The 19,234-nt window shown below is 66.1% G+C and carries 15 protein-coding genes and 1 tRNA gene; 5 read left to right on the forward strand and 11 right to left on the reverse strand.

Annotated features, from left to right (window positions below; translation table 11 throughout):
• Positions 1 to 354: 354 nt before the first annotated feature.
• Positions 355 to 1,566, forward strand: coding sequence for a glycoside hydrolase family 172 protein (locus tag RPR59_RS08025; protein ID WP_313912863.1), 1,212 nt, complete (start codon positions 355 to 357; stop codon positions 1,564 to 1,566).
• Between the two features lie 30 nt (positions 1,567 to 1,596).
• On the opposite strand, the gene RPR59_RS08030 is transcribed toward RPR59_RS08025, so the two are convergent.
• The gene (locus RPR59_RS08030; protein ID WP_313912865.1) at positions 1,597 to 2,871 is read right to left on the reverse strand and encodes a Gfo/Idh/MocA family protein; all 1,275 of its coding nucleotides are present in this window, start codon (positions 2,869 to 2,871) and stop codon (positions 1,597 to 1,599) included.
• A 243-nt stretch (positions 2,872 to 3,114) separates the two neighbouring features.
• Here RPR59_RS08030 and RPR59_RS08035 point away from each other — a divergent pair, with 243 nt between their 5' ends.
• Genes RPR59_RS08035 through RPR59_RS08045 form a run of 3 tightly spaced genes read left to right on the forward strand, consistent with a single transcriptional unit; the run spans position 3,115 to position 8,910 of the window.
• Positions 3,115 to 3,858, forward strand: a complete 744-nt coding sequence (locus RPR59_RS08035) for an ImuA family protein (protein ID WP_313912867.1) — start codon at positions 3,115 to 3,117, stop codon at positions 3,856 to 3,858.
• Entirely contained in the window at positions 3,773 to 5,638 is a 1,866-nt protein-coding gene (locus tag RPR59_RS08040; RefSeq protein WP_313912869.1) for a Y-family DNA polymerase, read from the forward strand. The genes RPR59_RS08035 and RPR59_RS08040 overlap by 86 nt, the downstream gene beginning before the upstream one ends.
• Complete coding sequence (locus RPR59_RS08045; protein ID WP_313912871.1) at positions 5,635 to 8,910, forward strand: error-prone DNA polymerase; 3,276 nt, start codon at positions 5,635 to 5,637, stop codon at positions 8,908 to 8,910. The genes RPR59_RS08040 and RPR59_RS08045 overlap by 4 nt, the downstream gene beginning before the upstream one ends.
• A 202-nt stretch (positions 8,911 to 9,112) precedes the next feature.
• Here RPR59_RS08045 and RPR59_RS08050 read toward each other — a convergent pair.
• From RPR59_RS08050 to RPR59_RS08075, 6 genes are all read right to left on the reverse strand, one after another.
• Positions 9,113 to 9,188: transfer RNA gene (locus RPR59_RS08050), tRNA-Lys, on the reverse strand.
• A gap of 96 nt (positions 9,189 to 9,284) precedes the next feature.
• Positions 9,285 to 10,397: a rod shape-determining protein RodA gene (gene rodA / locus RPR59_RS08055; RefSeq protein ID WP_313912873.1), complete on the reverse strand. Its 1,113-nt coding sequence runs from the start codon at positions 10,395 to 10,397 to the stop codon at positions 9,285 to 9,287.
• Positions 10,394 to 12,433, reverse strand: coding sequence for a penicillin-binding protein 2 (gene mrdA, locus RPR59_RS08060; RefSeq protein WP_313912875.1), 2,040 nt, complete (start codon positions 12,431 to 12,433; stop codon positions 10,394 to 10,396). Before mrdA ends, rodA begins: the two co-directional genes overlap by 4 nt.
• Positions 12,430 to 12,942, reverse strand: a complete 513-nt coding sequence (mreD, locus tag RPR59_RS08065; protein WP_313912877.1) for a rod shape-determining protein MreD — start codon at positions 12,940 to 12,942, stop codon at positions 12,430 to 12,432. The genes mrdA and mreD overlap by 4 nt, the downstream gene beginning before the upstream one ends.
• On the reverse strand, positions 12,939 to 13,823 hold the full coding sequence (locus RPR59_RS08070; protein ID WP_313912879.1) for a rod shape-determining protein MreC: 885 nt from the start codon (positions 13,821 to 13,823) through the stop codon (positions 12,939 to 12,941). The genes mreD and RPR59_RS08070 overlap by 4 nt, the downstream gene beginning before the upstream one ends.
• A gap of 15 nt (positions 13,824 to 13,838) precedes the next feature.
• Positions 13,839 to 14,879, reverse strand: a complete 1,041-nt coding sequence (locus RPR59_RS08075; RefSeq protein ID WP_313912880.1) for a rod shape-determining protein — start codon at positions 14,877 to 14,879, stop codon at positions 13,839 to 13,841.
• A 149-nt stretch (positions 14,880 to 15,028) separates the two neighbouring features.
• On the opposite strand from RPR59_RS08075, the gene mutL reads away from it, so the two are divergent.
• Complete coding sequence (gene mutL, locus RPR59_RS08080) at positions 15,029 to 16,810, forward strand: DNA mismatch repair endonuclease MutL (RefSeq protein WP_313912881.1); 1,782 nt, start codon at positions 15,029 to 15,031, stop codon at positions 16,808 to 16,810.
• A gap of 9 nt (positions 16,811 to 16,819) precedes the next feature.
• On the opposite strand, the gene RPR59_RS08085 is transcribed toward mutL, so the two are convergent.
• From RPR59_RS08085 to rpsF, 4 genes are all read right to left on the reverse strand, one after another.
• Positions 16,820 to 17,566 carry an SDR family oxidoreductase gene (locus RPR59_RS08085; RefSeq protein WP_313912882.1) on the reverse strand — a complete coding sequence of 249 codons (747 nt, stop codon included), beginning with the start codon at positions 17,564 to 17,566 and terminating at the stop codon, positions 16,820 to 16,822.
• A gap of 297 nt (positions 17,567 to 17,863) precedes the next feature.
• On the reverse strand, positions 17,864 to 18,493 hold the full coding sequence (gene rplI / locus RPR59_RS08090) for a 50S ribosomal protein L9 (RefSeq protein ID WP_313912883.1): 630 nt from the start codon (positions 18,491 to 18,493) through the stop codon (positions 17,864 to 17,866).
• An 11-nt stretch (positions 18,494 to 18,504) separates the two neighbouring features.
• On the reverse strand, positions 18,505 to 18,729 hold the full coding sequence (rpsR, locus tag RPR59_RS08095) for a 30S ribosomal protein S18 (RefSeq protein WP_184002304.1): 225 nt from the start codon (positions 18,727 to 18,729) through the stop codon (positions 18,505 to 18,507).
• 18 nt (positions 18,730 to 18,747) lie between these two features.
• On the reverse strand, positions 18,748 to 19,104 hold the full coding sequence (gene rpsF, locus RPR59_RS08100; protein WP_313912884.1) for a 30S ribosomal protein S6: 357 nt from the start codon (positions 19,102 to 19,104) through the stop codon (positions 18,748 to 18,750).
• Positions 19,105 to 19,234: the final 130 nt, after the last annotated feature.

Genomic DNA, 19,234 nt, shown 5'->3' on the forward strand with positions numbered 1-19,234 from the left:
AGGCAGGGTTCCCCTGCGAGCGGGAGGAGAAACCATTGCGGCTTCGCGTCAGGCAATCACGGAAACTTTTTGCCGGTGCGATCGCCATGATCGGCCCCCTCGCTAAAGCGAAGCGCGATCTGCTGGATGCGATGCCCGCGCTCGGCCGGGACGAGGACGTGACGCCGGTGCTCGGTGCCATGCGCACAGGACCTCGCCTTCGTGCGTCGCGACGGCGCCTGGGAGTCCGAGGCCGGCGATTATGACGTCTGTGTCGGCGGATCATCGACGGCGGCGAAAGCACTGCCTTCAGGCTCAGCAAGGGGCAGACCTTCAAACAATAACCCGATCGACGCATTTTTCAGGAGAGGACATATGAAACCCATTCGCCCGATGATGCTGGCCGGGGCTTGTGCTGCGGCGGCGATCACCGCTGGCACAGCAAAGCCGGCCGTCGCCCAGGTCCAGGATCCGGTGCCGCTGTCCAGCTATCGCGACGATACGCATATGCGCTGGTTCAGCTTCGAAAATGCCGATGGCGCGAAAGGGCGGGGCGGAATGGAAAACCGCGGCGCCAAGGGCCATGCCTTCGACTCGCTCCCTGCCGGGCAGTCGGTGACGCTCGCGCATGTGAACGGTGCCGGAACGGTGCGGCGCATCTGGATGACGATCGACGATCGCTCGCCCGAGCGGCGGCGCAACCTCTGGATCGAGATGTATTGGGACGGCGCTTCGAAACCGGCTGTCTCCGTCCCGCTGGGCGATTTCTTCATGCAGGGCGAGGGCCCGGTCAAACCGATGGAAAACGCGCTTGTCGCCAGTCCCGAGGGGCGCTCCTTCGAAAGCTTCATTCCGATGCCGTTTCGCAAGTCGGCGAAGATCGTGCTCGTCAACAAGGGCAACAAGGACCTCACCGCGGTCTTCTACGATGTTGACATCACGAAACAGGACAGCCAGCCCGATGACGCCCTGTATTTCCACGCCTACTGGCACCGGCAGAACCGGACGAAGCTGGGCGAGCCCTTTCAGGTCCTGCCGCATGTGACGGGGCATGGCCGCTACCTCGGCACCTATGTCGCCGAGGTGACGAACCCGGATTACGGGAACAGCTGGTTCGGCGAGGGCGAACTGAAGGTCTATCTCGACGGCGATGACCGGTATCCGACGCTGGTCGGAACCGGGACCGAGGACCTGATCGGCGCCGGCTATGGCCAGGGCGAGTTCATCAACCGCTATACCGGCGCGCCGGTCGCCAACCTGCGGTCACGCCAGCAGACCTTCTACCGGCTGCATATTCCCGACCCGATCTACTTTGCCGACGACATTCGGGTCGACCTGCCACAGATCGGCGGCGCGCCGCGCCAGGATTTCCTGCGCATGCAAAAGGCCGGCGTGCCGATCAAGCCGATCACGGTCGATCCCGGCGGCCGGGCGAAATTCATCAAGCTGTTCGAGCAGAAGAACACGAAACCCGTTGGCGATCCTGAAACGCCGAACGGCTGGGTGAACTTCTTCCGCGAGGATGATGTCGCGGCGGTCGCCTATTATTATCTGGACCGTCCGGGTGGCGACGTCGAAGGCAGTTAAGCGGATCGGTGTCCGTCGGGAGTGACCGCGCTATGGATCGCCGAGCCCATAGACACGCATCGCGTTTCCGCCGAAAAGCGGCTTCACCGCTTCCGCGGGATCGAGGGCGCGGGCATAGTTCCAGTCGGTGCGGACCGGCGCGCCGTCCTTGCGCAGCGATTCGAAGACCGCTTCCATCAGCCGGATATCCTGCATGCCCTCTCCGCCCGGAGAGACGATCGGCCGGTTGCCGCGCACCGCCTGCGCCATCCAGTCCATTTCCCTGGCGAACTGGTCGACGGCCTGGATCCGGGGCTGGCGCTCGCCTTCCGCGCCGTGCAACTGCATTTCGATGCCCCGATAGTTGGTCGCGGGGTCGAGCACGAGCCGGCCCTTTTCACCCATCACCTCCAGCCGGCTGGTGCCGTGATAGGAAAAGGATGTGGAGCCGTTGACCAGCACGCCCGAAGGCATGCGGAATTGCCATCCGATGACGTCCGGCGTCTCGTCGAAGCGCGGATCGTCCTTGGGCGTGTAGGTCCAGGCGCGAACCTCGACCGGTTCCTCGTTCAGCAGATAACGGGCGGCGTTGATGCCGTAGATGCCGATGTCCATCAGCGCGCCGCCGCCCGACAGTTCCCGATCGAGGCGCCATTGATCGGACGGGTCGGACGGGTCGGAGGGGCGGCCATTATCGGTGGCGACCATCCGCGGCGCGCCGATGGCGCCGCTTCGCATCCGGCGCATGGCTTCCAGATTGTGCGGCTCGTACTGGCAGCGATAGGCGATCATCAGCTTGCGGTCGGCAGCTTTGGCCGCGTCGATCATGCGCTGACAGTCGGCGGCGCTGGTCGCCATCGGTTTCTCGCACAGGACATGCTTGCCGGCCTCGAACGCGCGCACCGTCCAGTCGGCGTGGAGCGCATTGGGCAGAATGATATAGACGACCTGGATGCGGGGATCGTCGGCGATGCGATCGAAGCTGTCATAGCTGTAGATCGCGTCGCGCGGCAGTCCCGCCCCGGCGGCGACGCGCTCAGCCTTTTCCGCATTGCCGCTCACCACCGCCGCCAGCTTCGCGGCATGCGCCTCGCCAAAGGCAGGCAGCACCTGTCCCAGTGCGAGCTTGCCCAGGCCGACGACGGCGAAACCGATCTTCTCGTTTTCCGGAAGCGGCTCCGGTCCGGGCACCTGAGGGGCCGGGCGTCCGACGGCGTGCATCGGCGGGTCCGCCTGCTGCGCCCATGCGGACGAGACGAACGTGACTGAAATACCCGCAGCGCTCGCCTGCAGGATATTGCGGCGGCTGAAGACATGCTCGGCCATCGGCTGCTGCTCCATTGTGTCGATGATCAACCGGGCGCGATGCGGTTTCGTTCCGCGATCCTGGCGACGAAGTGCCTGGACAGGCGGTTTAACGCATTGCTTCCGGTCCCGGAGCTTTCCCCCGCACCTGGCCGCCGCAAGATCCTTCGGTGCAATCATCGCTCTCATATGCAGCAGGTCTTGACCCGCAGCGATAAGAACGAAACAAGAACACAATTCTTTCTCGCGAGTCGCATGTCGTCAATGTCCAAAGCTCTGTCTTCCCTGCGCGAAGCGATCGGTGCGATCGAAGGGACGGGTATTGCCGGGCATCCGGCGTTGCAGTTCGGGATCGATCCGATCGATGCCGGCCTTGCGGATCGGGGGCTTCGGATCGATGCGCTGCATGAGGTCGCCGGTGCGGGGCCGAATTATGGGGATGACGCCGCCGCCAGCCTGTTCCTTGCCGGAATTGCCGCCCGCAATGCGGGATCGGTATTGTGGATCGTTCGCCGCCGCGATCTGTTCGCGCCCGGCCTCTATCAGGCGGGGCTTGCTCCCGAACGCCTGATCCATGCCGAGGCGCGCGACGATGCCGAATTGCTCGCGATCATGGAGGATGCGCTGCGCCATCGTGGTCTGGGCGCGGTGGTGGGGGAGCCGAAAAGGGCCGGCATGACGGCGACCCGCAGGCTTCAGCTTGCCGCCGAAGGCGGGCGCACGCTGGCGCTGATGCTGCGCCGCCCGTCGCGCGCCGGGGACGATCCATTCGCCCAGCCTTCGGCCGCGGCAACGCGCTGGCGGGTCGGCTGTCTTCCGTCCGAGCCGCTGCCGGTAGCGGGGATAGGCCGCGCGCGCTGGCGCCTGGAGCTGGTGCGCCAGCGCGGCGGCGCTCCGTTCGCAATCGATGTGGAGGCATGCGATGAAACGGGTCGCTGCGCTCTGGCTGCCGAACTGGTCGATCGACCGGATCGTGCGGGCCGAGCCGATGCTCGCGCCGTCGGCTGAGCCGGGCGCCGCCGCCGATCCGACGCCACTGATGGCGGCCGCGGCGGCGGAGCGCGCGCTCCAGTGTGATGCGCCGCATAATAGCGGCTGGCGGCCCGGCGCACGCTGGGCGCGGCGCGACGTGGAAATGCAGATCGCCGCACTGCCACAGCATCAGCGACCGCCACGGCGGATACCGGGCCGCGCGAGCGAGGCGGCCGACCCGCCGTTCCGCCGCCTGTCCGGCAACGATGGCGGCACGCCCCCACGGCCGCATCGGCCCATGAAGACGCGCCCGGCGGTTCCCGGATCGCCGCCGCTCGTCACCGTCCATAAAACCGGCAGCCGAATCGAGATCGCCGCCGTCGCTCCGGCCGCCGCCGCGCTCGGCATCGCGCCGGGCATGGCGTTGACGCAGGCACGGGCGTCGGTGCCGGGTATCGTCGTCCGCGACGCCGATCCCGATGGCGACGCCGACGCGCTGATGCGGCTGGCGACCATGCTGGCGCGGCGGTGGTCGCCGATCGTGGCGCGGTCCGATCCCGACGGGCTGTTCATCGATCTCACCGGCACCGCGCATCTGCATGGCGGCGAGGCGCGTTTTGCTGAGCGGCTGACCCGCCTGCTGAAGCGGTTCGGCATAATGGCGCGGATCGCGGTCGCCGATACCGCCGGAGCCGCCTGGGCGCTGGCGCGGCACGTGGCGCAGCCGGTGGCGCTGTGCCCGCCGGGCGGACATGCCGCCGCGCTTGCCCCGCTGCCGGTGACGGCGCTGCGGCTGGCCGAGAAAAATGTCGCGCTGTTGCGCAGGTTGGGCGTAAAAACGGTGGGCGATGTCGCCGCGCTCGACCGCGCGCCGTTCGTTCGGCGGTTCGGCGCGGGCGCTGCGCTACGGCTCGATCAGGCGATGGGCCATGCTCCCGAACCGCTCGACCCGGTCCCGGTGGTCGAACCGATCGCGGTCACGCAGCGTTTCACCGAGCCGATCGCGACGCCAGAGGCGATCGCGCATTGGCTCGCCGCGCTGGTCGTCCGGCTTGTCGCCGCGCTTGCCGGGGCTGGGCAGGGCGCACGCGCGCTGCTGCTGGTTGCCGACCGCGTCGATCATGAAGCGCAGGTGATACGCGTCGGCTTCGCACGACCCAATCGCGATGGCGCGCATATCCTGCGCCTGATCGTGCGCCGCATCGAGGAAATCGCGCCCGGTTATGGCATTGATGCGCTGCATCTTCATGTCCGCCGCGCAGAGCCTTTGGCGGCCGAACCCTTCGACGAACGACTTGGCGAGCGCGCGGCCGACCTGGCGAGCCTGATCGACACGCTGACCAATCGCGGCGTTCGCGTGTGGCGCGACGCCCCGATCGGGAGCGACGTTCCCGAACGCTGCGTACGCGCCATCTCTCCGCTTGACCCGCCGCTTCGCAAGACGGCAGCGATGAAACGCGACGATGTCCGTCGGCTTGACCGGCGTGCGCCCGACCATCCCTGGCATCCACGCTGGCCGCGCCCGGTGCGGCTGCTGCGCCGCCCCGAACGCCTCGATCATGTCGTCGCCGCGCTTCCCGATCAGCCGCCCAGGCGGTTTCGCTGGCGCGGGCGACTCCACATCGTCATGCGCGCCGACGGGCCGGAACGGATTGTCGGCGAATGGTGGAAGCACGCATCGGAACGCGGGGCGATCCGCGACTATTTCCGCGTCGAGGACGAACAGGGCGCGCGCTTCTGGCTGTTCCGGCGCGGTGACGGCGAACGCGCGGACAGCGGTGACCTGAGCTGGTACATGCACGGAGCGTTCGGATGAGCTATGCCGAATTGCAGGTGATCACGCATTTCAGCTTTTTGCGCGGCGCCTCCAGCCCCGAGGAACTGGTCGAAAGCGCCGCGCGGATGGGGATGCCCGCGCTGGGCATCACCGACCGCAATTCGGTGGCGGGTGTGGTGCGCGCGCTGGTCGCGAGCGAGCAGATCGCCGAGCAATGGGGTCATGCGCCGCGGCTGATCGCGGGGTGCCGGATCGACCTGGTCGATGGCGCGTCGCTGCTGGTCTGGCCCGAGGATCGCCCCGCCTGGTCACGCCTCACCACGCTTCTCAGCATCGGCAAGTGCCGCGCCAATGCGCAAAAGGGCGAAAAAGGCCAGTGTTTCCTCCATTGGGAGGATGTCGCCGGACATGCCGCGGGGCTGGTCGCGGCGCTGGTTCCCGGCCGCGACGGTGCCGATCCGGTGGCGCTCGGCTGGATGGCCGATCTGTTCGGCAGCGATCGCGGGCATGTCTGTCTCATCCATCAGCGCCGCCCCGGCGACGCGATGCGGCTGCACCATATCGAGCGGGCTGCGCGGCATTATGGCCTGACCCCAATCGCGACCGGCGACGTGCTCTATCACACGCCCGAACAGCGCGTTCTCCACGATGTCGTCACCGCGATCCGGGAAAAATGCACGATCGACGATCTCGGCCACCGCCGCGAACGCAGCGCCGACCGGCATCTGAAACCGCCTGAGGAAATGGCCCGCCGCTTCCGCGATCACCCGGACGCGCTCGCCGCCACCCAGCGCATCGTCGAACGCTGCACCTTCTCCCTGCGCGAGCTGCGCCACCAATATCCCGACGAACGCGTGATGACGCACCACAGCCCGCAAAAGGCGCTGGAGAAGATGGCGTGGCGTGCGCTCAACGCGCGCTTCGACGGGCGGCCTGCCCAGGCCTATCGCCGGCTGTTGACGCGCGAATTGGGGCTGGTGCGCCACTGGGGCTATGCCGCCTATTTTCTTACCGCCCATTCGATCGTCGAATATGCCCGCAGTCAGGATATATTGTGCCAGGGGCGCGGGTCGGCGGCCAATTCGGTGATCTGCTTCGTACTCGGCATCACGTCGATCGATCCGGTCCGACACAAGCTGCTGTTCGAGCGCTTCCTGTCCGAAGACCGCCGCGAGCCGCCCGATATCGACGTCGATTTCGAACATGACCGGCGCGAGGAAGTGATCCAGTGGATCTATGACAGCTATGGTCGCGATCATGCCGCGCTGACCGCCGTCGTCAGCCGTTTCCGCACTCGCGGCGCAATCCGTGAGGTCGGAAAGGTCATGGGATTGAGCGAGGACGTGACCGCAGCGCTTGCCAAACAGGTCTGGGGTTGGTCGAACGACGCTATTCCCGATGAACATGTCGCCGCGCTCAACCTCGACAAGGCAGAGCCGCGGCTGGCGCTGACGCTGGAACTGGCACAGCGGCTGGTCGGTACGCCGCGCCATTTGTCGCAGCATCCCGGCGGCTTCGTCCTGACCCGCGACCCGCTGTTCGAACTGATGCCGATCGAACCGGCGGCGATGGCCGATCGCCATGTCATCGAATGGGAAAAGGACGATATCGAGGAAATGGGTTTCATGAAGGTCGATATCCTCGGCCTCGGCATGCTGGGATGCATGCGTCGCGCCTTCGACCTGCTCGCCGAGCACAAGCGGATCCGGTTGACGCTCGACCACCCCGTGCTCCAGCGCGAAGACACGGCGACATACGACATGATGTGCCGCGCCGACACGCTGGGCGTGTTCCAGATCGAAAGCCGCGCGCAGATGTCGATGCTGCCCCGGATGCGGCCGCGCAATTTCTACGACGTCGCCATCCAGGTCGCGATCGTCCGGCCGGGGCCGATCCAGGGCGACATGGTCCATCCCTATCTCAAGCGCCGCGAACTCAAACGCGCCGGGCACGACGATTTCGATTATCCCAACCCCAAGCTGCGCAGCGTCCTCGAAAAGACATTGGGCGTGCCGCTGTTCCAGGAACAGGCGATGCAGGTGGCGATCATCGGTGCGGGCTTTTCGCCAAGCCAGGCCGATCAACTGCGCCGCGCCATGGCGACGTTCAAACAGACCGGCGGCGTCGGCGAGTTTCGCGACAAGCTGATCGCCGGGATGCGGAAGAACGGGATCAGCGAGGAATTCGCCGAACGGCTGGTCAAGCAGATCGAGGGGTTCGGCAGCTATGGCTTTCCCGAAAGCCACGCCGCCGGCTTCGCCAAGATCGCCTATGCGTCGAGCTGGATGAAATGCCACCACCCGGACGTGTTTTGCGCCGCGCTGCTCAATGCCCAGCCAATGGGGTTCTATGCCCCTGCGCAGATCGTGCGCGACGCGCGCGAACACGGGGTGGAGATATGCCCGGTGTGCATTTCGACAAGCGAATGGGATACGACGCTTGAGGCAGCGGACGGCGAGAAGGGCCGTCACCCGCTCCGCCTCGGCCTGCGCATCGTCACCGGGCTTGCCGCGGCCGACGCCGCGCGTATCCTGATCGCGCGGGGCGAGCAGCCCTTTACCAGCATCGAGGATGTCTGGCGCCGCTCGGGCGTCAAGGCCGCCACGCTGGAAAAGCTGGCGCAGGCCGACGCATTCGCCGGGCTCGGCCTCGACCGGCGCCGGGCCTTATGGGCGATACGCGGGCTGGGCGAGCGCCCTCCGCCGCTGCTGGCGCTGCTCGATACGCGCGAGCCCGATCCGGTTCTCGCCCCGCTCACCGCCGGGCGCGAGGTGGTCGAGGATTACCGCGCCACGCAACTCTCGCTGCGCGCGCATCCGCTGTCCTTCCTGCGCGCCGAACTGGAGCATCGCGGGGCGATTCCGTGCGCCGCGCTCGACACGATCAGGGATGGCGGCCGCGTCGAAGTCGCCGGCCTCGTCCTGGTGCGCCAGCGGCCGGGAAGCGCCAGGGGCGTGCTGTTCGTCACCATCGAGGACGAAAGCGGCATCGCCAACGCGATCCTGTGGCCCGACCGGTTCGAAGCCAATCGCCGCACCGTCATGTCCTCCGCGATGCTCGGAATTGCGGGACGCGTGCAGAAGGAAAGCGGGATCATTCACGTCATCATCGACCGCCTGACCGATCTGACGCCGCTGCTCCGCCAGGTCGGCGATATCGATCTGCCGCGCATCTCACGCGGCGACGGCGCGACCTGCCCCGGCTCACCCGATAACCGCGAACCCGAATGGCGCCCCAGGGGCCGAAGCGATTATCATTGGCGCGACCGCGGCGAAGATATGATTCTCGTTCGCAGCCACGATTTCCACTGAGGGAACGTCGCCCGACCGTGGCTGAACCCGTCGCTGCCACTCCCGACGACTTGCGCAGATCGCTTGGGCTGGGGCTATGTTTGCGGCGCCGTATCGCCGGCGACATCACTGCGCATTCTTACACTGCTCTCACACGATCCTGCGCGCCAGGTGCAAAACCCATCACTACGTGTGGTAACTGGCTGTTTTCAAGGGGAGAAGGTGGTGGACGCACTAGGGCTCGAACCTAGGACCCGCTGATTAAGAGTCAGCTGCTCTACCAACTGAGCTATGCGTCCATTCCGGTAGTCGGGGGTTTTCAGCCGCCCGTCAGCATCGGAAGCGCGCGGTTAGCATCGGTCATGCCGCATTGCAAACCCCTTCGTGAACTTTTTTCAGCGCCTGGCCCGGATGCGGTTTTCGCGGTCGATCGACATCAGCATTCCGATGCACAACATCACCGTAAGCTGGGCGGATCCGCCGTAGCTGACCAGCGGCAGGGGAATTCCCACCACAGGCGCGAGGCCCATGACCATCGCGAGATTGATCGCCACGTAGAAGAAGATCGTCGTCGCGAGGCCCGCCGCGGTCAACCGGGCGAAGCGGTCCTGCGACCGGATGCCGACATTGACTCCCCAGCGGATCACCAGAAAAAAGGCCAGGATCAGCAGGACACCGCCGACCAGTCCCCATTCCTCCGCCATGGTGGCGAAGACGAAGTCGGTATGGCCTTCGGGCAGGTAGTCGAGATGGCTCTGCGTCCCGTTCAGGAATCCCTTGCCCCAGATCCCGCCCGATCCGATCGCGATCTGCGACTGGTTGATATGGTAGCCGGAGCCGAGCGGGTCGGCTTCGGGGTTGAGGAAGATCAGTACGCGCTGCCGCTGATAATCGTGCAGCGCGAAATTGACGGCCAGCGGGATGACGACCGCAAGGGCAAGCGCACCGCCGATAAACAGGCGCAGTGGCACGCCGGCGAGGAACATCACCGTCACCCCGCCGGCCGTGATCATCAAGGCGGTACCCAGATCGGGTTGCAGCATCACCAGTCCGGCCGGCACGCCGATCAGCAATGCCGCCGGCCAGATCGCACCGAATCTGCGGATTTCCGAAGCCGGCAACAATTCGTAGAACCGCGCGCAGGCCAGGATGATCGCCGGCTTCATCAGTTCCGACGGCTGCAGCCGGATGAGGCCGAGGTCGAGCCACCGCTGCGCGCCGCCGCGCACCGCGCCCAGCAGTTCGACCAAGATCAGCATCGCCAGCAGCACGCCGTACACCGGAAACGCCATTCGCGCCCAGAACGTCCGGGGAAAGCGCGACATCACCAGTGCCATGACGAGGAATACCACCAGGGCGAGCGCCTGTCGCGAAGCCCAGGGCGACACGCTGCCGCCCGCGGCGGAATAGAGGACCACGATACCGAACGAGCCGATCGCGAGCACGAGCATCGTGATCCGCCAGGGAAGCTGCGCGACGGCAGCGGGCATCAGGCCGGAGCCGATCATTCGGGCCGCTCCGAACCGTCGCTCGCGGCGTTGGCGACGGCGCTTCTGTCGGTCGTCGCCGCTTCTTCCACCGCCGCGCGCTGGGCGGCTGCCTCGTCCTCGGGAGGCGGAGCGGCCGTCGCTTTTTGCGCCGCGGCGAAAGCGGCTTCCTTGGCCTTCATCCGCGCCCCGATGTCGCCGCCCCAGGTCTTTTCGAGCTCGGTAAGCTTCTTGATCGCCTTTTCACGGTCGAACAGGTAGCTGAGAATGTCGCTGGCAAGCATGGGCGCGTCCAGATTGCGGATAAGATGCCCGCCATGTTCGACGACGACGGATACGGCGTAACGCGGATTGGCGGCAGGCGCGAAGCCGGCGAACAACGCGTGATCGCGCATCTTGAACGGAAAGCTCGCATTGCCCGTGCGACCCGCGCGGCGATCAGCCATGGTGATGCGGCGAACCTGCGCCGTGCCGGTCTTGCCGGCCATGTCGATACCGCCGATGTTCATGCGCGCGGCGCCACCCGTGCCGCCATGGTTGACGACCGCCCACATCGCTTCGCGGATGATCTTGAGGTGTTCGGGGTCGAAGTTCATCGATGCCGCCGGGCGATGCGGCTGATCGAGCAGGATGCGCGGCACCACCTTGCGTCCGCCGGCGATCCGCGCGGCCATGACGGCCAGTTGCATTGGATTGACGAGCACATAGCCTTGGCCGATCGACGCGTTGATCGAATCGGCGACCGTCCATTCCTTGCCATATTTGCGCATCTTCCACGCGCTGTCGGGCACGGTGCCGTAATATTGCGAAAGGAAGGGCAGGTCGAAGCGCGCGCCCAACCCCATGTCGTGCGCGGTCGGGGCGAAACGATCATAGCCGAGTTCGCGCGCCATCGTGTAGAAATAGATGTCGCAGCTTTGCGGAATGGCGCGGTGCATGTCGATGTGCCCGTGACCGCCGGGCTTCCAGCAGTGAAAACGGCCGCGACCGACCCTCATCACGCCGCCGCAATATACCGTCTGATCGGCGCTGATGCCGTTGCGCAACAGGGCCAGGCCGTGCATCGGCTTCACCGTGGACCCCGGCGGATACAGGCCCTGCAGCGTCTTGTTCATCAGCGGAATATGGTCGTCCTGCGACAGCATCTTCCATTCCATCCGGCCGATGCCTTCGGAAAAGCTGTTGGGGTCATAGGCGGGCATCGACACCATCGCCAGCATGTCGCCGGTATAGACGTCGACAACGACGGCCGATCCCGAATTCGGCCCCATCCGGCGTGCGGCATATTCCTGAAGCCCTGCGTCGATCGTCAGCCGGACGGTTTCGCCGGGCACGTCGGGCCGCGTCGCCAGCTCGCGCACCAGGCGGCCTCGCGCCGTGACTTCGATCCGCTTGGCGCCCGGCTTGCCGCGCAGCCGATCTTCCAGTGCCTTTTCAAGACCATCCTTGCCGAGCTTAAATCCCGGTGTGATGAGCAGAGGGTCCTTTTCTTCCGCATATTGTTCGGACGACGCGGAGCCGACATAGCCGACCAGATGGGCCACGGCGGGGCCGAGCGGATAGTTCCGGGCAAATCCCCGCGACGGTGCGACACCGGTGAGTTCGGGCAAGCGCACGGAGACGCTGGCAAAGCGATCCCAGTCCAGATTTTCGCTGACCTGCACGGGGCGAAAGCCCGCCGCGTGCCGCAGGTCCTTGCGCACCCGTGCCATATCGTCCGCAGTCAGGGCCAGGATACCCTGGAGCCGCGTCAGCACGGCCTCCTTGTTTTCCAGGCGGTCTGGAATGATATCCACCCGGAAATCGGTGCGGTTGTTCGCGATCGGCGCGCCGTTGCGATCGACGATCCAGCCGCGGCGGGGCGGGATCAGCGTCATGTTGACGCGATTGCTCTCCGACAGAAGTTTGTAATGTTCGTTTTCCGCGACGGCGAGCCAGCCCATCCGCCCCGCGAGCACAAGTCCGACCGCGCCCTGGCCCAACCCCAGCATCATCGCGCGGCGCGAGAAGCTGAACGCCTGCTCCGCCTTGCTCATCGATCGCTTCGGCAGCTTCATGATCGCCGTTCGCGGCCGTCGAGCCGGGCGCACAGGAGAAAGGTAAGCGGAAACAGGGCGATGGACACCAGAATTTGAAGCAACAATACCGTATCGACATGGGCGCCGAAAGGTGTGGCGATCAACCGGCCGACGCTGAGGCAGAAAGCGATCGCGGCAGCGGCGATCAGCCAGTTCTGCCAGAAATCCCGCCAGACCAGGCGACTATCCACCACATCCACGGCGACGAAGCATATCGTCCATAGCAGCATTGCGCTACCCAGCGGTTGCCCGCTCAGCAGATCGTCGAACAATCCGAACAGCAGCGGCGCCCAGGGACGGAAGACGTCCGGCCGCAGCAACCGCCACGCCATCAGCATCATCAGGCCGAAGGGGGGCAGTATGGGAATGGTGGCGACCACGGGCAGGAGCGTCATCGCCGATCCGGCGAGGATCGACACCGGCGCTTTCCAGCCCGAGCGCGACGGTGCCGCAGCGGTTCCAAGCGGCAGGCGGCTGGGTGGCCTCACGGCTGGTCGTCCGTCTCGGTGCCGGGGGACGATTGGCTGGGCGGCATGAAGATATCGAGGACGAGCGCGAAGTCGGAGGAATCGGGGCTGGCGAAGACGCGCGCGACGGCGGTGTCGCGGGCGTTGCGAGCGACCCGCGCAACCGGAATGTCGGGCGGATAGATCCCGCCCGTACCCGAGGTGACGAAAATGTCGCCGGCAAGGAAGGGCGCGTTCGCGATGCTCGCCGCGCGCACGTCCACCATGCCGTCGCCGCGACCCACGATGATCGCGGGAAGACCGTCGCGAACGCGGCGTACCGGCACGATGCTTTCGGGATCGAGCACCAGCATCACGCGCGCGCTGTTCGGTCCCGCCTCCAGCACGCGACCGATCAGGCCGCGCGGACCGCGCACCGGCTGACTGGCGCGCACGCCCTGACGCCGCCCGGCGTCGAGAATGGCATATCGGCGCGTACTGCTGGCGCTGGAACTGACCAGCCGCGCGGCCACCACCGTGCGCGTGGCGCGATCGCGAAGCGCCAGCAGGCGCCGCAGCCGCGCATTTTCCCGCTCCAGCGACTGCGCCTCGATCACGTCGGTTCGCAACGATGCGAGCTGCTGTTTCAGGTTTCGGTTTTCGGATACGGTCCGGAAATGATCGCTGATACTCGCCGGAATGCTCGACACGCCCCGGCGTATTCCGGCGAACAGCGAAGAAACCGGGGTCGTGACCTCACGAAGGCCGCCGCGGACGGCGCCGTAGGCCTGCGGATCGAAACTCGATAACAGAAGCAGAATGACGGCGACGAAGACGCCCGCCCCGGCGAGAACATAGCCGAGGAACAGTCCATATTGCGCCCGCCGCGAAAATCCCGGACGCCGGTTACGAGGCGTCGCCATGTCGTGTCCTGCGTATCAGACGGCGAGCAATACGCCGCGAAAGATCGGATCCTCAAGCGCGCGGCCGGTGCCCAGCGCGACGCAGGTGAGGGGGTCTTCGGCAACCGTCACGGGCAAGCCCGTCTCATCGCGCAGCATGTCGTCGATGCCCGCCAGCAAGGCGCCGCCGCCGGTGAGCACGATGCCCTGATCGACAATGTCGGCGGCGAGTTCCGGCGCGGTATTTTCCAGCGCGATCCGGACGCCCTCGATGATGGTGCCGACCGGTTCCGACAGCGCTTCCGCGATCTGGCCCTGGTTGATCTGGATTTCCTTGGGCACGCCGTTCACGAGATCGCGGCCCTTGATGTGGATCGTCTCGCCGATGCCGTCGGCGGGCGGCTTGGCGGTTCCGACCTCCTGCTTGATGCGCTCGGCCGTCGATTCGCCGATCAGCAGATTGTGGTTGCGCCGGACATAGGAGACGATCGCCTCGTCCATCTTGTCGCCGCCGACGCGCACGGAGGTGGAATAGGCCAGGCCGCGCAGGGAAAGGACCGCGACCTCGGTCGTGCCGCCGCCGATATCGACGACCATCGACCCGATCGGCTCGGTCACCGGCATGTCGGCGCCGATGGCCGCGGCCATCGGCTCCTCGATCAGCCACACCTGGCTGGCGCCGGCATTCGATGCCGCGTCGCGGATCGCGCGGCGCTCGACGGAAGTGGAGCCGGAGGGTACGCAGATCACGATCTGCGGCCAGCGGATGAAGCGGCGCTGGCCGTGCACCTTCTGGATGAAGTGCTTGATCATCTGTTCGGCGACGTCGATGTCGGCGATGACGCCGTCGCGAAGGGGGCGAATCGCTTCGATGGTTCCGGGGGTCTTGCCCATCATTAGCTTCGCGTCGTCACCGACCGCCTTGACCTTGCGAACGCCCTGCAGCGTTTCGACCGCGACCACCGACGGCTCGTTGAGCACGACGCCGCGGCCACGCAGATAGACGACCGTGTTGGCCGTTCCGAGATCGATCGCCATGTCCTGGGACATGAATTTGAAAAGGCGGGAGAATACCATCAAATACTTCCGTCGGTAACCGCGTCGGCCCCGGAACGCGGCAGTTCGCACAATGTTGATCCGGACCTCGCACGATGCGGAACGATTCCGACCGTGCAAATGGCGGATGCGGGTCGCGGGATGGCGCCGCTTGGGCTAGACCGGCGTCCATGTCAATACGCCGTCTACCCGAACATCTTGTCAACCGTATCGCTGCCGGCGAGGTCGTCGAACGCCCCGCCAGCGCGCTCAAGGAACTGTTGGAAAACGCGATCGACGCCGGTGCCTCGCGAATCGCGGTGCGGATCGCGGCTGGCGGCATCGACCTGGTCGAGGTCGTGGACGACGGGTGCGGCATGCGACCCGCCGAGATGGCGCTGGCACTGGAGCGGCACGCGACGTCGAAGCTGCCGGACGATGCCATCGAGCGCGTCGAGACCCTCGGCTTTCGCGGGGAAGCGCTGCCCTCGATCGCCAGCGTCGCGCGCCTGACCCTCGAAAGCCGCGTGCGCGGGGCGGAGGGATGGTCGCGCATCGTCGACAACGGCGTGATGGAACAGGAAGGTCCCGCGGCGCTTCCGCCCGGCACGCGCGTGCGCGTCGAGGCGCTGTTCGGCCGCGTGCCGGCGCGGCGCAAATTCCTGCGCACGCCGCGCAGCGAATATGCCGCGTGCATGGACGTGGTGCGCCGGCTCGCCATGGCCCGGCCCGACATCGCGTTTTCGCTGGAACATGACGGCAGGCGCGTGCTGAACGTCCAGGCGGACGAAAGCCGGCCCGCGCGGGTAGCAGCGCTTACCGACCGCACACTGGCCGAGAACAGCGTCGCCGTCGATCTGGAACGCGAAGGGCTGCGGCTGGGCGGGGTTGCGAGCCTGCCGACCTTCAATCGCGGCGTTGCCGATCACCAATATCTGTTCGTCAACGGGCGTCCGGTGAAGGACCGGCTGCTGACCGGTGCGGTGCGCGGCGCCTATGCGGAGATGCTGGCGCGCGACCGTCATGCCGTGGTGGCGCTGTTCCTCGACGTGCCGACCGACGCGGTCGACGTGAACGTCCATCCGGCGAAAACGGAAGTGCGCTTCCGCGATCCGGCGCTGGCAAGGGGCCTGATCGTCAGCGGCCTGCGCCGCGCGCTCGACGCCGAAGGTTTTCGCGCGGTGCAGCGGCCGTCGGAATCGGCGCTGGGGGCGTGGCAGCGCGAGCCGACCTATCCGGCGCCGCAACCGCCTGGACCGGGTGGCGAACTCGCATTGGAGGAACGGTCCTACGCCGCGCCGGGACGGGTGCACGACGCGCGGCCCAGCTTCATGACGCCACCGCCCCAGGCGCGCGCCGAACCTGCCGAGGAGGCCGTGCCTGCCGGCGTAGATTACCCGCTCGGCGCCGCGCGCGGCCAGATCGCAAAAACCTATATCGTTGCCGAGGCGGATGACGGTCTCGTCCTGGTCGATCAGCATGCCGCCCATGAACGGCTCGTCCTCGAACGCATGCGCAAGGCCCTGGCCGAAGGCGGCGTGAAATCGCAGGCACTGCTGTTGCCCGAAGTCGTCGAACTGGACGAGCCGGCATGTGATCGCCTGGAAGCGCGAACGGAGGAATTGTCGGAATTCGGGCTCGATCTCGAACGCTTCGGCGCGAAGGCGATGCTGGTACGGTCCGTGCCGGCGATGCTGGGGCAGGGGGATGTGATCGGGCTGGTCACCGACCTTGCCGACGAACTCGCCGCTTATGATGCGGCGCTCAGCCTGAAGGAACGCATCGACCACGTCGCCGCGACCATGGCGTGCCACGGCTCGGTCCGCGCCGGGCGCGTGCTGTCGGTCGCCGAGATGAACGCCCTGTTGCGCGAGATGGAAGTGACGCCGCATTCGGGTCAGTGCAATCACGGACGCCCGACCTGGGTGAAGCTGGGCATGGCCGATGTGGAAAAGCTGTTCGGTCGGAAGTGATGATCGCCGTCAGAAATGGGCGGTGTAGCCGCCGTCGACCGCCAGCACCTGTCCGGTGATATAGGAGGCGGCATCGGACGCCAGGAACAGCACCGGGCCGACGATCTCCTCCGGCCGGCCCCAGCGGCCGAGCGATGTGCGGCGTTGCAGATGTTCGGCGATCGCCTCGTCCTCGGTCATTTCCGCATTCGCTTCGGTGGCGAAGAACCCCGGGGCGACGGCGTTCACCGTTATCGCCTTCGGCCCCAGTTCCGCGGCGAGCGCGCGGGTGAGGGCATCGAGGCCTCCCTTCGACGCCGTATAGGCGGCATCGCCGGACCGTGCGATCTGTCCGGCAATCGACGTCACGTTGATGATCCGCCCGCCCGCATTCATCCCCGGCGCGATCCGCCGCGCCAGATCGAACGGCGCGACCAGATTGACCTCCAGCATCGTGCACAGACTTGCGCGACTGAGTTCGGGGAGCGGGCGGCGGTCGCGGTGCCCGGCGTTGTTCACCAGAACGTCGATTGCGGGCAGTCCGGCCAATCCCGCGCCGACCGCATCTTCATCCGCAAGGTCGACCACCCAGGACGCGGCCGATCCGCCCCGATCGCGGATCGCCTCAGCGGTATTTGCGAGCGCATCCGGATTCCTGCCTTGCAGGATGACGTGAACGCCTGACGCTGCGAACCCTTGCGCGATCGCACGACCGAGGCCGCGACCGGCGCCTGTCACCAATATGATGCGGTCCTCGGATGTTTGCGTCTGCGCCATGCGCCACCGTCCCTGTTGTTCCGGCAGCGCTAATGACATCGGCGGGCGCGGCGGTCGAGCCGTTCATCCGCCGGCAACTTTCCGGCGGTTCGTGCATTGTTCGCGATAACTGCAATATCGAGAACGAATGTCAGCCATGCGTAAGATCGTACCCGTCGTCCTGTCGCTCATTCCGCTCGCCGCGGTGGTCAGCGCGTGCGTAATGGTGCCCTGACCGCGATGACGACCAAAATCGAATAAAAAAGGGCCGCCCGGAGATGTCCGGACGGCCCTTTTCTTTGCTTTTGCGGGACGCGATCAGGCCTGGGTGGTCTGCTCGGTTTCGTCTCCGGCCGCGGCTTCGTCGCCGTCGGTCGGCGCGGGCGTGATCTCGCCCGGCTCTGCATTGGGATCGCGATCCTCGGTGAAGCCGCCGGTGTCGCGGCCTTCCTCGAACATCTGCGCCATGACGTCGACGCCCTGTTCCTGCAATTCGGCCTCTTCGGGCGAGCGGGCGACGTTGACCTGAATGGTCACCGACACCTCCGGGTGCAGGACGATGCGGACATCGTGCATGCCGATCGTCTTGATCGGGCGTTCCAGCACGACCTGCGACTTGTGGATCTTGTGGTTTTCGCTTTCGAGTATCTCGACGATGTCGCGAACCGCGACCGAGCCGTAGAGCTGGCCGGCATTCGACGACTGACGGATCAGCGTCAGGACGGTGCCGTCGATGCCCTTGCCCTCCTTCTCGGCCTCGGCGCGCTTTTCGGCATTTTCCTTTTCGAGCCGTTCGCGATTGGCGTCGAAGATCTTCTTGTTGGCTTCGTTGGCGCGCAGCGCCTTCTTGTTCGGCAGCAGGAAGTTGCGGGCGTAGCCGTCGCGCACCTTCACCACGTCGCCGATGGCGCCGAGCTTTTCGACGCGTTCAAGCAGAATGACGTCCATGTCGGCGTTCCTTACTTAACGATATAGGGCAGCAGGCCCAGATGACGGGCGCGCTTGATGGCCTTGGCCAGTTCGCGCTGCTTCTTCGCGCTCACGCTGGTAATGCGCGACGGGACGATCTTGCCGCGCTCGGACACGAAGCCCTGCAGCAGGCGAACGTCCTTGTAATCGATGACCGGAGCGTTCTTGCCCGAAAAGGGGCAGCTCTTGCGGCGGCGGAAAAACGGTCGTGCCATGGTTGGAGCCTCCCTCGCTTAATCGTTGCGGCGGCCGCGACGATTGTCGCGATCACCCTTGCGCATCATCACCGACGGACCCTGCTCGTGCTCGTCCACGCGCACGGTCATATAGCGGATCACGTCCTCGTTGATCGCCGTCTGACGCTCCAGCTCGGCCACGACGGCGGTCGGCGCGTCGATTTCGAGCATGACGAAATGCGCCTTGCGGTTGTTCTTGATGCGATAGGCGAGGCTGCGCAGGCCCCAGGTCTCGGTCTTGACGACCTTGCCCTCATTGTCCTCGACGATCTTGGTGGCGGTCTCCGCCAGCGTGTCCACCTGCGCCTGTGCCAGATCCTGGCGCGCAAGGAAGACGTGCTCGTATAGAGCCATGTGCTTCTTCTCTCTGTTTGGCCGATCGCTGACGCCCGCCCCATGCGATGCGCCCCTCCGGCTGTCGTCTGCCAAAAGTAATCAGGGCCGAAGCACTTGCGTGCCCCAGCCCGATCGCGCGCCCTATGCG

It is taken from the genome of Stakelama saccharophila (genome assembly GCF_032229225.1).
In the GTDB taxonomy this organism is placed as follows: Bacteria; Pseudomonadota; Alphaproteobacteria; order Sphingomonadales; family Sphingomonadaceae; genus Sphingomonas; species Sphingomonas saccharophila.

Excerpts from the sequence above, each read along its gene's own strand:
- RPR59_RS08025 (WP_313912863.1), top strand. The coding sequence starts at position 355 with ATGAAACCCATTCGCCCGATGATGCTGGCCGGGGCTTGTGCTGCGGCG.
- RPR59_RS08030 (WP_313912865.1), bottom strand. The coding sequence starts at position 2,871 with ATGGCCGAGCATGTCTTCAGCCGCCGCAATATCCTGCAGGCGAGCGCT.
- RPR59_RS08035 (WP_313912867.1), top strand. The coding sequence starts at position 3,115 with ATGTCCAAAGCTCTGTCTTCCCTGCGCGAAGCGATCGGTGCGATCGAA.
- RPR59_RS08040 (WP_313912869.1), top strand. The coding sequence starts at position 3,773 with ATGAAACGGGTCGCTGCGCTCTGGCTGCCGAACTGGTCGATCGACCGG.
- RPR59_RS08045 (WP_313912871.1), top strand. The coding sequence starts at position 5,635 with ATGAGCTATGCCGAATTGCAGGTGATCACGCATTTCAGCTTTTTGCGC.
- rodA (WP_313912873.1), bottom strand. The coding sequence starts at position 10,397 with ATGATCGGCTCCGGCCTGATGCCCGCTGCCGTCGCGCAGCTTCCCTGG.
- mrdA (WP_313912875.1), bottom strand. The coding sequence starts at position 12,433 with ATGAAGCTGCCGAAGCGATCGATGAGCAAGGCGGAGCAGGCGTTCAGC.
- RPR59_RS08070 (WP_313912879.1), bottom strand. The coding sequence starts at position 13,823 with ATGGCGACGCCTCGTAACCGGCGTCCGGGATTTTCGCGGCGGGCGCAA.
- RPR59_RS08075 (WP_313912880.1), bottom strand. The coding sequence starts at position 14,879 with ATGGTATTCTCCCGCCTTTTCAAATTCATGTCCCAGGACATGGCGATC.
- mutL (WP_313912881.1), top strand. The coding sequence starts at position 15,029 with ATGTCAATACGCCGTCTACCCGAACATCTTGTCAACCGTATCGCTGCC.
- RPR59_RS08085 (WP_313912882.1), bottom strand. The coding sequence starts at position 17,566 with ATGGCGCAGACGCAAACATCCGAGGACCGCATCATATTGGTGACAGGC.
- rplI (WP_313912883.1), bottom strand. The coding sequence starts at position 18,493 with ATGGACGTCATTCTGCTTGAACGCGTCGAAAAGCTCGGCGCCATCGGC.
- rpsR (WP_184002304.1), bottom strand. The coding sequence starts at position 18,729 with ATGGCACGACCGTTTTTCCGCCGCCGCAAGAGCTGCCCCTTTTCGGGC.
- rpsF (WP_313912884.1), bottom strand. The coding sequence starts at position 19,104 with ATGGCTCTATACGAGCACGTCTTCCTTGCGCGCCAGGATCTGGCACAG.